Raw genomic sequence first — 13,038 nt, 5'->3', positions numbered from 1 at the left:
TCTTAACTGTCAGAATTTGACCCGGGCCGGTCTTCCGTTTTGGAATGCCGGTCCGTTTAAATGATAGGTGAAAGAGGAAATTATGTCAGAGCTGGACTATGACGATCTTGACCGCCGCATGAATGGTGCGATCACAGCTTTGAAGCATGAATTTGCTGGTCTTCGTACTGGTCGTGCTTCTGCAAGTATGCTGGACACAATCAGTGTGGACGCTTATGGCGCTCCAATGCCGATCAACCAGGTCGCAACAGTAAGTGTTCCAGAGCCTCGCATGCTTTCTGTTCAGGTCTGGGACAAGTCCATGGTTGCTGCCACTGAAAAGGCAATCCGTGAATCCAGCCTTGGTCTGAACCCTGTTGTGGATGGTCAGATCCTGCGTCTGCCAATTCCTGAGCTTAATGAAGAGCGTCGTCAAGAACTCGTCAAAGTTGCGCATAAATATGCCGAGCAAGCGAAGATCGCTGCACGTCATGTTCGCCGTGATGGTATGGACACCATCAAAAAGCTCGAAAAAGCTGGTGAAATGAGCGAAGACGATGCGCGTTCTGCTTCTGATATGGTTCAGAAGATGACCGACGACATCATTGGCGAAGTCGATTCCGTACTTGCCAAAAAAGAACAGGAGATCAAGCAGGTTTAATCCTGTTTGGGAGCGGGGACTATATGACGGCGACTGTTGAATTTGAGGCAGTAGATACAAATTCCGACATCGGACTTTTGAGTGTGCCTCGTCACGTCGCCATCATCATGGATGGCAATGGGCGTTGGGCTCAGCGCCGTGGGCTTCCGCGTACTGAAGGGCATCGGCGCGGTGTGAAAACACTGCGCGAAGCCGTTAAACACGCACAAAAGCGCGGGATCTCCTACCTGACGCTGTTTAGTTTTTCCTCTGAGAACTGGTCGCGCCCGCAACAGGAAGTTTCCTTCCTGATGGCTTTGCTGCGCCGGTTTGTCTACGACGACCTGAAAGATCTGGTGAAAGCCAATGTGAAGGTTCGCGTTATCGGGTCCAAGGAAAATCTCGATAAATCCATGCTGACCCTGCTTAATGATGCGGAGCTGAAAACTGCGCATTGTACCGGGTTGGTTCTGGTGATTGCTTTTAACTACGGTGCGCGGGACGAATACGTCCGAGCTGCCCGTAAGCTGGCCGAACGCGTGGAAGCTGGTGAGTTGAAGGCTGCTGACATCGGGGAGGATGATGTCAGCGCTTGTCTGGATACCCATGAAATGCCGGATCCGGACCTCATTGTCCGCACGGGGGGAGAGCAGCGTCTTTCCAACTTCCTGTTGTGGCAGGCAGCATATGCCGAATTCTATTTCGCTCCTACGCCCTGGCCTGAGTTTGATTCAGGTGCTTTTGACGATGCTTTGCTGGCGTTCTCTAACCGCGATCGGCGGTACGGGGGTTTGAGCTCTGACGCGACTGGGACGTAATGCCTGATAAAAACAATCAGAACAATTCTGAAGGCGCCTCCGGAGGAATTATCCGGCGCGTACTTAATGCAAACCCTGATTTGCTGGTACGCGCTCTTTCCGCAGTTATTCTAGCTCCTGTCGCCTTGGCGCTGACTTGGGCAGGTGGTTTCTGGTTTGCCGGTCTTGTGCTGGTTGGCATGCTGATTGTTTATTGGGAATGGTACAAAATCATTCTGCAAAACACCCAGCGTCCTGTTGTGCTGTTGGGTTACCTGTTTCTTCTGTTTATTGGATTTGCCTATTTTCAGGCTCAGCCGCTCTGGATTGCCGGCGCGTTGATTGCTGGTGCTGTGGTGCTCTATAGCGCTGGTGGTTTCGACCGTGTTTCGCGCTGGGTGAGTGAAGGCTATGTTTATGCTGGCTTGACTTTTGTTTCGCTTCTGGCATTGCGGGAAGGGGATGAAGGTCTGTTCTTCATCATTTACCTCTTCCTCGTGGTCTGGGGCACTGACATTGCAGCCTATGTCTGTGGTCGCAGCTTTGGTGGTCCTAAGCTCTGGCCTGCTGTTTCACCAAATAAGACCTGGAGCGGTGCGCTTGGCGGCGTTTTCTTCTCTTCCCTGCTGGGAATGGGTTTTGTTGCTGTTGTCGGTGGATCTCAACTGATTTGGGCGTTTGGTCTTGCAGTTGTGCTTTCTGCGGTCTCCCAGCTTGGTGATCTGTTTGAGAGTTCCATGAAGCGTCGCTTTAAGGTTAAGGATTCCAGCCGTCTCATTCCTGGGCATGGTGGCCTGCTTGATCGTGTGGATGGTCTTGTTGCGGCTGCAGTGTTCTCCTATGTGATTGGTGTTGTGCTTGGCGGTCAGCTGTTTAATCCAAACGCTGGGTTGATGCTCTTTGCGTCCTAAGGATGCCTGTTTGCAGCTTCATGTGCTGACTGTTTGATTTGCAAGGGTTGTTGATATGACAAAGTCCCTCTCAGTGTTGGGAGCAACCGGATCGGTTGGAGCCAGTACGCTCAAAGTTATCGCCCACAGCCCTGAGCGCTATGAGGTCAACGCACTTGTTGCGGGTCGGAATGTTGAGGCGCTTGCCAAAGCGTGCCGCGAAACCAATGCAAAACGTGCTGTGATTGGCGATGCCAGCAAGTATGACGAACTGAAAGCCGCTCTGGCTGGAACTGGTGTTGAGGTTTCTGCAGGCCGTGCGGCGGTGCTGGAGGCGGCTGGCCAGAAAGTTGATCTGCTTGTTTCAGCCATGGTTGGTGCGGCTGGGCTTGAGCCGACCGTTGAAGGTATCAAGGCTGGTAGCAATATTGCGTTGGCTAACAAAGAGACCATGGTATGTGCGGGCACTATTGTGTGTGGCCTTACTGAGAAGCACGGCTCCAAGCTGCTGCCAATGGACTCTGAACACAACGCGATCTTTCAGGTGTTTGAGCAGGATGACCCTAAAGCCGTCGATAAGGTGATTGTCACTGCGTCTGGTGGGCCGTTCCGTAAATCCTCGCTGGACGAGATGCGGATTGCTACGCCTGAGATGGCTTTGAAGCATCCAAACTGGTCCATGGGGCAGCGCATCACCATTGATAGTGCATCCATGGTGAACAAGGGTTTGGAGCTGATTGAGGCTTACCATCTGTTCCCGATTACTGCGGATCAGCTGGATGTAGTGGTCCATCCACAATCAATTGTCCATGGGATGGTTAGATATTGTGATGGGTCATTATTGGCCCATATGTCCGTTCCGGATATGTGTGGACCTATTGCTCACTGTCTGGCCTGGCCAACCCGCAAGACAGCTCCGGTTGCGGATCTTGATCTGGGGATGATCGGGCGTCTGGACTTTGAAAAGCCTGATTTAGAGCGTTTTCCTGCTCTTTCACTCGCACGGCGTGTGATGGAGATGGGTGACGGGGCAGGCACTGTTTTTAATGCAGCGGACGAAGTTGCCGTGGAAGCGTTTCTTGGACGGAAGATCGATTTCCTGCAGATATCAGAGCTTCTTGAGGATGTTCTGAATCGGCTTCATACGCAAAATATGCTAGATTGTTCGGATCAGCTGGAGGAGATTCTTCAGTTGGATCAGGTAGCGCGTCGAGTTGCAAACGAAGTTATTGGGAAGATGGCCGCCTAATCCGGCGCTTCCTTTAAAAAATAAGGTAAGGCTGTTCGCATGGACGTTCTGAGTTCAGTTCTTGGTGGTTCGCTCGGAGTCATCATCCCTTTCTTGGCTGTGCTTACCGTGGTCGTGTTTTTCCATGAGTTAGGGCATTTCCTCGTTGCGCGTTGGTGCGGCGTCAGGGTTCTTGCGTTTTCAGTCGGGTTTGGACCGGAGTTGTTTGGCCGTGATGACAAGCACGGTACGCGCTGGAAGGTTTGCGCCATCCCGCTGGGTGGCTATGTGAAGTTCTCCGGTGATGAGAATGCTGCAAGTGTTCCGGATCGCGATGAACAGGCCAGAATGGATGAAGAGACGCGCCGGACTGCATTCTTTGCAAAAAACCCGTGGCAGCGCTCCGCAATTGTGGCCGCAGGGCCTATTGCCAATTTTATCCTCGCTATTCTTATCTTTGCAGCAATGTTTGGATTTTTAGGAAAATACGAAACATTGCCGCGTGTGGATCAGGTGCGTCCGGGCAGTGCTGCCGAGATGGCTGGCATGATGCCAGGGGACCTGATTGTTGCCATTGATGGCAGCCCTGTAGAGAGCTTCAGCGATGTTCAGCGTCTCGTGACTGCGAGCGCAGGCGTTCCGATGGAAATCGATGTTGAGCGCGGTGATGCGATTGAACGATTGACGGCAACGCCGGAACTGCAGGAAATCAGTGATGGTTTTGGAAACACTCAGAAAGTTGGCATTCTGGGTATTCAGAGGAATACTTCCCAAGAAGATATCATAGTGAAGCGATTTGGCCCCGTGGAAGCCGTAGGTGAAGGGGTAAAAGAGACATGGTATATTCTAGACAGGACATTGGGTTATATTGGCGGTCTCTTCCTTGGTAAAGCAGATCCGGATCAACTGGGTGGTCCGATTCGCGTAGCGCAAATTTCAGGGCAAGTTGCGACCCATGGTATTTTACCGCTAATTAACCTTACCGCAGTTTTGTCAATTTCTATTGGTTTACTCAACCTCATGCCGGTTCCCATGCTGGATGGGGGGCACTTGCTGTACTACATCATCGAGATTGTAAGGGGGAAGCCGTTGAGTGAAAAACTGCAGGATTTCGGGTTCCGTATCGGAATCACTCTGGTTCTACTTCTAATGGTTTTTGCGACCTGGAATGATCTGCGGTCGATAATCGGCTCTTAGGTAAGTTGCGTAACCAAAGGCCTGAGCAAAGGATTGGGCAAATTGCATTAAATCCGGTTGTGGCGCCTTGCTTTACTCTGAAAACCTTGTACAAAGTTCCTAGGTGTTTCAGATTCTATCCATTACCCTGAAGCGCATTAGTGATCTGAGGATCAGGGGACTAGTGCAACTTCAGGCTGAAAATAAAAGGCATAGCAGTTCTATGCAGTCATTTAAGAACCTGTCACGTGTGTCGCTTTTGGCAATGGCCGTTGCAGCTACTAGTACAGTTGCTCCGGTTGGGGTTCCGTTCATCGGAGCAGGGGTTGCCGAGGCCGCGGTGGTTAACAAGATTGTCGTCAACGGTGCTACCCGCATCGAAGATGAAACAGTTCGTAACTACCTGACTATCCGTCCAGGAAAATCGTTTTCTGCAATTGATATCGACGAGAGCCTGACCACGCTTTATGCGACCGGTCTGTTTGCTGATGTTTCCATTGAGCAGCGCGGCGGCACTCTTGTTGTTGATGTTAAAGAAAACCCAGTTATCGGCAAAATCTCCTTCGAAGGTAACAAGCGACTGACAGACCAGGCTCTGCAATCAGTTGTTCGTTCTTCCGAGCGTTCCATGCTGACACGGGCGCGTGTTCAGTCTGATGCTCAGAACCTTCTGGAAGCTTATCGTCGCTCCGGTCGCTATCGTGCGTCTGTTGAGCCGAAGATTATTGAGCGCGCTAATAACCGTGTAGATCTGGTTTTTGAAATCGAAGAAGGTGATAAGACCGGTGTTGCCCGTATTTCCTTCATCGGTAACAAAGCTTTCTCCGACGGCTACCTGCGTGAGCAGATCCAGACCCGTGAAAGTGGTTTCCTTGGCTGGTTGCGTACAACCGACGTGTATGACCCGGATCGCCTTGAGGTGGATCAGGAAGCTCTGCGTCAGTTCTACTACCAGAAGGGTTACGCTGACTTCCGCGTTGTTTCTGCCGTTGCAGATCTGGACCGTGAGCAGAACATCTTCTACGTGACTTTCACGGTTGATGAAGGTGAGCAGTACGAGTTCGGCGATATCGAAATCGATACTTCTCTGTCCGCGATCGATCCAGAAGCGATGCGTCAGTACCTGCGCACTCAGTCTGGCGATACTTACAACTCTCTTGAAGTTGAAAAAACGCTTGAAGCTCTGACACTGGAAGTTTCCAAAGCAGGCTACGCGTTCGCTCAGGTTCGCCCACGTGGTGAGCGTGATTACGAGAATAAGACTGTTTCGATCACTTACCTGATCGAAGAAGGTCCGCGTGTTTATGTTGAGCGTATCAATGTTCGCGGTAACGATCGTACACGTGAGTACGTGATCCGCCGCGAGTTCGATCTTGCTGAAGGTGATGCTTACAATCGTATCCTGCTGGATAAGGCTGAGCGCCGTCTGCGTAATACCCGTTACTTCAAGAATGTTCGCATTACCCGCCAGCAGGGCAGTGCTCCTGACCGTGTGATCATTAATGTGGATGTTGAAGAGCAGCCAACCGGTGAAGTTTCATTCGGTGTGGGTTACTCCACCTCTGACGGTGTGATCGGTGATATCTCCATCACCGAGCGCAACTTCCTTGGTCGTGGTCAGTACGTTAAAGCTGCTGTTGGTGGTGGTACCGATAACCAGAAGTATGAGTTCAAGTTCGTTGAGCCATTCTTCATGGGGCGCCGTATCTCTGCAGGTCTGGATGTATACCGCCGCGTATATGATCAGAACAGCTCCCGTGCTTACGAAGAGCAGACAACTGGTGGTGCAGTGAACTTCGGTCTTCCGCTTCGCGAAGACGAGTTGACATTGAACCTGTTCTACAAGCTTTACCAGCGTGATCTGACCCGTAGCGACTCAACCGGGATTGGTCCAAATCAGTGTGCGGACGGTGTGTCTTTGGGTGTCTGTGACTCTCTGGGCGAGTACACTACGTCTCTTGCTGGTTTCTCTTTGGTCTACAATACGCTGGATAATAACCTGAACCCGCGTGATGGCTATGTTGCTTCTTATGAGCAGGAAATCGCTGGTCTGGGTGGTCAGTCTCAGTACCTCCGCGGTCAGTTCAAGGCGAGCGCATTTGAAGAGCTTTACGCTGAATGGGGGCTTGTGGGTCTCGTGAAGGGGTCCGCGGGTTACATCGAATCTATCGGTAACCGTCTACGCGTGACTGATCAGTATCAAGGTTCTCCTGATCGTATTCGTGGTTTTGCGACCAACGGTTATGGTCCACGCGATGAGACCGGTGGCGATGCTCTCGGTGGTAAGTACTACGTTGCTGCTACTGTTGAAGGTCAGTTCCCATTCCCTGTGTTCCCTGAGGAGCTCGGATTGTCTGGTGCCTTCTTTGCCGATGCAGGGTCTTTGTGGGGTGTTGATAGCGATTTAGCCAACGTGATTACCAGCAACGGTTCTCAGATCCAGTCTGAAGACTTCGATCTTCGTGCGTCTGTTGGCTTTGGTGTGCTGTGGCAGTCTCCGTTTGGTCCGCTGCGTGCTGACTTTGCTTGGCCTGTGCTCAAAAACGATGTTGATGAAACGCAGGTATTTAAGCTCAGCGGTGGTACACGCTTCTGATCCGCTTAAAATTTGATTATAATCGGTCGCCGAAACCCTCGGCGGCCGATTTTTTTTGTAGGACCCTATGACAGAACCATCAAATCAGTCTGAAATGAGCCCGGTTTTCTTCCCTGAAGCTCAAACAATAACAATTAAGCAAGTTGCTGAATGGGCTGGGGCGGAGATTGTTCGTGGTGATCGTGAGCTGACCATTTCTGGTGTCGCTCCACTGGATGAAGGCGTTCCCGGAACGCTCGTGTTCATCGATAACCCTAAGTATCTAGATCAGCTTGAAGGTACCAAGGCAACAGCTTGTCTGGTGAGCAAAAAGCATCTGGAGAAGGTTCCTGAGGGTGTTGTTCCGCTGCTTGCTAAAGAGCCGTATCGTTCGTTGGCGAAGGTTCTGGCGGAGCTCTATCCGGATGCTATGCGGCCACTTCCTGTAACTCGAGAGACTTCTGTTAGCCTGCGTGCTTATGTTGAAGAGAGTGCGAAGCTGGGCGAAGGCGTTGTTGTTGAAGCAGGGGCGGTGATTGGCGCTGATGTGGTGATTGGGGCCGGGTCTCGCATTGGTCCGAATGCTGTGATTGCTGCCAACTGTCAGTTGGGTGAGAGCTGCTCCATCGGAGCAAATGCCAGCCTGCAGCATTCCGTGCTTGGCGACCGTGTCATTATTCACCCAAACGTAAGCTTGGGGCAGGATGGCTTTGGCTTTGCGATGGGACCAGGCGGACATATCAAGGTTCCCCAGCTGGGCAGAGTTGTGCTAGGAAATGATGTTGAAATTGGTGCTGGCTCCTGTATAGACCGCGGTGCGAACCGTGATACGACTGTGGGCGATGGGACCAAGATTGATAATCAGGTTCAGGTTGGCCACAACGTGAATATCGGCAAGCACTGTGTGATTGTTTCTCAGGTGGGGATTTCCGGAAGTTCGACCCTTGAGGACTACGTCGTTCTGGGCGGGCAGGCTGGTGTTTCCGGTCATGTTCGCATTGGAATGGGTGCGCAGGTTGCTGGTGTGAGTGCTGTACACGACGATCTGGCGCCAGGTGGGCGTTATGGTGGTGTTCCGGCACGGCCGATCCGTGAGTGGTTCAAGGAAATGACCGTACTGCGTCGTCTGACGTCTCAGAGCGGCAAGAAGTAACAGATTAGAACCGGGAGTTTCTCCCGAAAGTTAACTGGGGTGGCTGGTGAACGAGGAGGGCGTGTCCTCACTGTCTCTATGGGAGGCGAGCGCCAGTCCAACCAATATTGCTGAGGCATTATTATGAGTGATGTAGAGACCAAAACACTGGAAACTGCGGATATCATGCGGGTTATGGAGCTGCTGCCCCACCGCTATCCATTCCTGATGATTGACCGTATCGTAGATATGGACGGTGATAATTCTGGTGTTGGTATCAAGAATGTAACCATCAATGAGCCACATTTTCAGGGGCATTTTCCTAGCCAGCCTGTAATGCCGGGTGTTCTGCTTATCGAAGCGATGGCTCAGACTGCTGGTGCGCTTTGCGTTCATGCCCGTGAAAAGACGGATGTGCCTTCTCTTGTTTACTTTATGACCATCGATAAGTGTAAGTTCCGTAAGCCAGTGGTTCCTGGTGATCAGGTCCGCTTTCATGTGAAGAAGATCCGCAACCGCGCAACCATCTGGAAGTTCGAAGGTGTTGCAATGGTTGATGGTCAGAAGGTCGCTGAAGCTGAAATCAGCGCGATGCTTGTCGATTCAGACGAGGCGAATTGAGGTCATTGATGCAACAGATTCATCCCACCGCAATTATCGAGGATGGGGCCGTACTTGGAGAGAATGTCAAGATCGGTCCTTACTGCATGGTGGGGCCCAAGGTAACACTTGGCGATGATGTAGAGCTTGTTTCACACGTGGTGATCGCTGGACGGACAACTATCGGTGCCCGGACCAAGGTCTTTCCATTTGCAAGCTTGGGGCATCAGCCGCAGGATCTGAAATTTTCCGGCGAAGATACGCTTCTGGAGATTGGTGAAGACAACCAGATCCGTGAGCACGCGACCATGAACCCTGGCACTGCCGGTGGTGGTGGCGTCACGCGGGTTGGTAATGGCGGTCTGTTCATGATGGGCACCCATGTGGGGCATGACTGCATCGTGGGCAATAACGTCATTCTGGCGAACAATGCGACGCTTGCCGGTCATGTGGAAGTTGAAGACTTTGTGATCTTTGGTGGTCTGTCTGCTGTGCGTCAGTGGTGCCGTGTTGGTTCGCATGCCATCGTTGGTGGTTTGACCGGCGTTGAGTTTGATGTGATCCCTTATGGTTCCGTTATTGGTGATCGCGCGCGCCTTGCCGGGCTCAACCTGATTGGTTTGAAGCGCCGCAACTTCTCTCGTGAAGAAATCCATGCTCTTCGTGGAGCCTATAAGGAAGTCTTCAACAGCGAGGAAGGTACGTTGCGGTCCCGTGCTGAGGCTGCGCGCACCAAATACGCTGAGTTTGAAGGTGTGCAGACGATGACGTCGTTCATGCTGGAAGATGAGAAGCGCCGGTTCTGTACACCGCGCAACAATGGCGAATAAGGGTCTGTTTTGAATTCATGGTGAAACAGGCACCTATTGCTGTGATTGCTGGTGGTGGCGATTTGCCGGGTTTGGTCATTCGTTCAGCTATGGCGCAAGGACGTGAGGTCGTTACTATTGCGATTAAGGGGGAGGCAGATGCCTCCCTTTCTGCGTTTAATCCCGTTGAGCTTGGCTGGGGGCAGATTGGAAAGCTGTTCTCGACGCTGAAATCTAAAGGCGTGCGTGACGTTGTTTTGATCGGCGGTGTGCAGCAGCGTCCAGATTTTACGTCCATCCTTGGGGATTTTGGTACGATGTGGCGCTTGCCGCGTATTATTGCTGCTGTGGTTGGTGGTGATGATCATCTGTTGGTGAAAGTTGCTGGGATATTTGAGCGAGAGGGACTGCACGTGGTTGGTGCTCATGAAGTTGCTCCTGAACTGGTTGCAAGCCCGGGGCATGTGGCTGGTCCTAAACCAAGCAAGAAGGCCTTGAGTGATATGACGCTTGCCATTGAGGCAGTGGATGCACTGGGCAGGCTGGATATCGGGCAGGGCGCGATTGCCGTTAATGCGCGCGTTGTGGCCGTTGAAGGGGCGGAAGGCACGGATGCCATGCTTGAGCGTGTTGCCGCCTTGCGTGAAAACGGAAGGGTTCGCTCAAAGGGTGCTGTAGGTGTGCTTGTGAAGTGTTCTAAGCCGCAGCAGGACCTGCGTTTGGATATGCCGGGCATTGGGCCGCAAACCATCCGCAAAGCCGCTGAGGCGCAGCTACAAGGCGTTTGTGTGGAGGCCGGGCGCGTTCTTGTGGCCCATCGCGACGAGGTTGAGCGCCTCTGCGATGAGCTGGGTGTGTTTCTTTATGGTTGTACGCGCGGTGAAGAGGCTGACACATGAGCGAGTTGGAAGCTGTAAAGCCGTTCAAACTGTTCTTTGTCGTTGGTGAAGAATCCGGTGATCAGCTTGGCGCTGAAGTGATCAAAGCTTTGCGGGCACGCATTGGTGACCGCCTTGAGGTTTGCGGGCTTGGTGGAGAGCGGATGGCTGCGCAGGGTGTTCAGTCCATCTTTCCGCTGCATGATATTGCCGTGATGGGCATTACGGCTGTGCTGGAGCGTTTGCCGACCATTATTCGCCGCGTGCATCAGACGGTTGATGCGGTGATTGCCGAGCAGCCGGATCTGCTGCTTATCATCGACTCCCCTGATTTCACCCATAATGTGGCCAAGCGTGTGCGCAAGAAAGCGCCGCATATTCCGGTGGTGGATTATGTGAGCCCGTCCGTTTGGGCTTGGCGTCCTGGCCGTGCGAAGAAGATGGCGGCTTATGTGGATCAGCTGCTTGCGCTGCTGCCGTTTGAACCGGATGCACATAAGCGTCTTGGTGGACCGCCATGCGATTATGTAGGGCACCCGCTGATCGAGCGTCTGGATGATCTGCGTCCTGCTGCCGGTGAACGTGCTGAGTTGGGAGATGGCAAGAAGCAGCTGGTGGTGCTTCCGGGGTCTCGAACCAGTGAGGTTTCGCGGTTGCTGGAGCCGTTTGGCAAAGCTGTTGAGCTGATCTGTGCGCAGGATCCGGATGTTGAAGTGACTATTCCGGCGGTGCCGCATCAGGAGCAGCGCATTCGTGAAGGTGTAAAGTCCTGGAATGTGCAGCCGCGTATTGTGACGGGAGAGGCTGAAAAGTTTGCAGCTCTGCGGCGTGCCAATGCTGCGCTTGCGGCGAGCGGAACGGTTTCTCTGGAACTGGCGATTGCCGGTGTGCCCATGGTGATTGCCTATAAGCTGGACTGGTTCTTCCGCCGCCTGAAGCAGATCAACCGCTTTATCAAGATTGTGGCGGTGGACACTATTGTGTTGCCGAACCTTGTTCTGGGTGATTACAGCATCAAGGAATATATTGAGGAAGAGGCCAGCCCTGAAGCTCTCAGCGAGGGTGTTCTGGCGCTGCTTTCTGACAGTCCGGAGCGGCAGGCGCAGCTGGATGCATTTTCCCGTATTGATGAAAAGATGCGTTTGCCAGAAGGTGAAAGCCAGGCGGGTAAAGCTGCGCGGATTATTCTGGAGACTGCTGGGCTCTCAGTTTAAGTGCTTTTCAAACTGATTCATAAAGTGGGCGTAGCTCATTGAAAACGAAGAGTCATTTGATCTGTCACTTAAAGTGGTGCTTTAAGTTGAAATCTGAAAGGCCTGAGGGAAACTTCAGGCCTTTTTTATGTGCGCTCAGTTGCTCAGCACCTTGATGTCGAGGGTGCCGCGGCAGGTGCCATCCGAGAAAACGCCGGTGGCTTCCTGACTTCCTACAAGGCCTGTGGCGGCCAGTTCCACATCAACGGGTGTTTTGCTCTCGTCATCTGGGAAGATGATTTCATACTCGTTCTCAATGGAGAAGATGCCAGCGCTCACGCTGCCGCCGATGGAAATCACGAGGATGTCGTGGCCTTTGTCGGTTCCGCGTTTGAGGGCGTCATTGGTGGAGTCCGGATGGTTTTTGGTGGTGAAACCTTCGCCGTAGCGCTTGGCGCAGGTGCCATCGTCCGGGCTGCCGTCGGTCATGGACAGGTTGGAGAAGGTGATTTCTTTGTCGCCCGGACCCAACCTTTGGGCGACGGCCAGCGCGGAGGTGCTGGTGATGGCCAGTGTCGTAAGGATGATCGCGGGATAGAATAGAGCTTTCATGATATTCTCACTACTTCTTGTCTGGGCCATTGCTCTGTTTTGATGAGTAGGTCTTGCCGTTATGCAAGGTTGTCAGCTCGATTGTTATTTGGCCGACGCATGTGCCGTCTGAGAAAACGCCGGTGGCGCGGCCTGCGCCTATAAAGCCTGTGGCTGCGAGTTGCAGTTTGACCGGCTGTTGGTCTCCCTCATTTGGAAAGGTGAACTTGTACTGGTTTTCAATGGAGTACACTCCGCTTCCGACATATCCACCTAGGTAAATGAGTTCGATCTTTTGACCTTCGGAAGTTGTTACCAGACGTTCCTTTTCAATCGTCGCTGCATGGCCTTTTGTTATGAAACTCTTGCCGTAGCGCTGCTTGCATATGTTTGCATCTGCCTTGTTGTGGAGCGGAGTGACATTCGAGAAGGTCGTGATTTTATCGCCGAGGCCAACACGAATGCTTAGCGCTTCAGCCACGGTTGTTGTGTGGCCAAAAATAAACAAGCTCAGAGCTGCACATATGACAGCTTTCATTGGGCGTTTATC

General features: G+C 52.5%; 13 protein-coding genes. 11 read left to right on the top strand and 2 right to left on the bottom strand.

The genetic code is table 11. The annotated features are described in order from the left end of the window. Positions 1-82 precede the first annotated feature (82 nt). The 11 genes from frr (at position 83) to lpxB (ending at position 11,918) form a co-directional block, all read left to right on the top strand. Positions 83-640, top strand: coding sequence for a ribosome recycling factor (gene frr, locus PSE_RS16605; protein ID WP_008546529.1), 558 nt, complete (start codon positions 83-85; stop codon positions 638-640). 23 nt (positions 641-663) lie between these two features. After that, entirely contained in the window at positions 664-1,437 is a 774-nt protein-coding gene (locus PSE_RS16600) for an isoprenyl transferase (protein ID WP_014285932.1), read from the top strand. After that, entirely contained in the window at positions 1,437-2,327 is an 891-nt protein-coding gene (locus PSE_RS16595) for a phosphatidate cytidylyltransferase (RefSeq protein WP_014285931.1), read from the top strand. Before PSE_RS16600 ends, PSE_RS16595 begins: the two co-directional genes overlap by 1 nt. Positions 2,328-2,382: 55 nt before the next feature. Then, positions 2,383-3,555, top strand: coding sequence for a 1-deoxy-D-xylulose-5-phosphate reductoisomerase (gene dxr / locus PSE_RS16590; RefSeq protein ID WP_014285930.1), 1,173 nt, complete (start codon positions 2,383-2,385; stop codon positions 3,553-3,555). Positions 3,556-3,594: 39 nt separating this feature from the next. Beyond that, positions 3,595-4,731 carry an RIP metalloprotease RseP gene (gene rseP / locus PSE_RS16585; RefSeq protein ID WP_014285929.1) on the top strand — a complete coding sequence of 379 codons (1,137 nt, stop codon included), beginning with the start codon at positions 3,595-3,597 and terminating at the stop codon, positions 4,729-4,731. Positions 4,732-4,933: 202 nt separating this feature from the next. Continuing rightward, positions 4,934-7,306, top strand: a complete 2,373-nt coding sequence (bamA, locus tag PSE_RS16580; protein WP_014285928.1) for an outer membrane protein assembly factor BamA — start codon at positions 4,934-4,936, stop codon at positions 7,304-7,306. Positions 7,307-7,373: 67 nt separating this feature from the next. Next, positions 7,374-8,438 (top strand): UDP-3-O-(3-hydroxymyristoyl)glucosamine N-acyltransferase, encoded by a 1,065-nt coding sequence (lpxD, locus tag PSE_RS16575; RefSeq protein WP_014285927.1) that lies wholly within the window; start codon positions 7,374-7,376, stop codon positions 8,436-8,438. 123 nt (positions 8,439-8,561) lie between these two features. Beyond that, a complete protein-coding gene (gene fabZ / locus PSE_RS16570) occupies positions 8,562-9,038 on the top strand; it encodes a 3-hydroxyacyl-ACP dehydratase FabZ (protein WP_014285926.1) in 477 nt (158 codons plus the stop codon). An 8-nt stretch (positions 9,039-9,046) separates the two neighbouring features. Continuing rightward, the gene (lpxA, locus tag PSE_RS16565; protein ID WP_008546289.1) at positions 9,047-9,847 is read left to right on the top strand and encodes an acyl-ACP--UDP-N-acetylglucosamine O-acyltransferase; all 801 of its coding nucleotides are present in this window, start codon (positions 9,047-9,049) and stop codon (positions 9,845-9,847) included. A 17-nt stretch (positions 9,848-9,864) separates the two neighbouring features. After that, complete coding sequence (locus PSE_RS16560) at positions 9,865-10,725, top strand: LpxI family protein (RefSeq protein WP_014285924.1); 861 nt, start codon at positions 9,865-9,867, stop codon at positions 10,723-10,725. After that, the gene (gene lpxB, locus PSE_RS16555; protein WP_014285923.1) at positions 10,722-11,918 is read left to right on the top strand and encodes a lipid-A-disaccharide synthase; all 1,197 of its coding nucleotides are present in this window, start codon (positions 10,722-10,724) and stop codon (positions 11,916-11,918) included. The genes PSE_RS16560 and lpxB overlap by 4 nt, the downstream gene beginning before the upstream one ends. 135 nt (positions 11,919-12,053) lie before the next feature. Here the strand turns inward: lpxB and PSE_RS16550 are convergent, their stop codons facing one another. Beyond that, positions 12,054-12,509 (bottom strand): hypothetical protein, encoded by a 456-nt coding sequence (locus PSE_RS16550; protein ID WP_014285922.1) that lies wholly within the window; start codon positions 12,507-12,509, stop codon positions 12,054-12,056. A 10-nt stretch (positions 12,510-12,519) separates the two neighbouring features. Continuing rightward, positions 12,520-13,026 (bottom strand): hypothetical protein, encoded by a 507-nt coding sequence (locus PSE_RS16545; protein WP_014285921.1) that lies wholly within the window; start codon positions 13,024-13,026, stop codon positions 12,520-12,522. Positions 13,027-13,038: the final 12 nt, after the last annotated feature.

Origin of the sequence: Pseudovibrio sp. FO-BEG1 (assembly GCF_000236645.1) — a bacterium.
Lineage (GTDB): Bacteria > Pseudomonadota > Alphaproteobacteria > Rhizobiales > Stappiaceae > Pseudovibrio.
Note: the sequence above shows the minus strand (reverse complement) of the source record. Positions and strands in the feature narration are given on the sequence as shown.

Coding starts and splice junctions, on each gene's coding strand:
- frr (WP_008546529.1), top strand. CDS start 83: ATGTCAGAGCTGGACTATGACGATCTTGACCGCCGCATGAATGGTGCG.
- PSE_RS16600 (WP_014285932.1), top strand. CDS start 664: ATGACGGCGACTGTTGAATTTGAGGCAGTAGATACAAATTCCGACATC.
- PSE_RS16595 (WP_014285931.1), top strand. CDS start 1,437: ATGCCTGATAAAAACAATCAGAACAATTCTGAAGGCGCCTCCGGAGGA.
- dxr (WP_014285930.1), top strand. CDS start 2,383: ATGACAAAGTCCCTCTCAGTGTTGGGAGCAACCGGATCGGTTGGAGCC.
- rseP (WP_014285929.1), top strand. CDS start 3,595: ATGGACGTTCTGAGTTCAGTTCTTGGTGGTTCGCTCGGAGTCATCATC.
- bamA (WP_014285928.1), top strand. CDS start 4,934: ATGCAGTCATTTAAGAACCTGTCACGTGTGTCGCTTTTGGCAATGGCC.
- lpxD (WP_014285927.1), top strand. CDS start 7,374: ATGACAGAACCATCAAATCAGTCTGAAATGAGCCCGGTTTTCTTCCCT.
- fabZ (WP_014285926.1), top strand. CDS start 8,562: ATGAGTGATGTAGAGACCAAAACACTGGAAACTGCGGATATCATGCGG.
- lpxA (WP_008546289.1), top strand. CDS start 9,047: ATGCAACAGATTCATCCCACCGCAATTATCGAGGATGGGGCCGTACTT.
- PSE_RS16560 (WP_014285924.1), top strand. CDS start 9,865: ATGGTGAAACAGGCACCTATTGCTGTGATTGCTGGTGGTGGCGATTTG.
- lpxB (WP_014285923.1), top strand. CDS start 10,722: ATGAGCGAGTTGGAAGCTGTAAAGCCGTTCAAACTGTTCTTTGTCGTT.
- PSE_RS16550 (WP_014285922.1), bottom strand. CDS start 12,509: ATGAAAGCTCTATTCTATCCCGCGATCATCCTTACGACACTGGCCATC.
- PSE_RS16545 (WP_014285921.1), bottom strand. CDS start 13,026: ATGAAAGCTGTCATATGTGCAGCTCTGAGCTTGTTTATTTTTGGCCAC.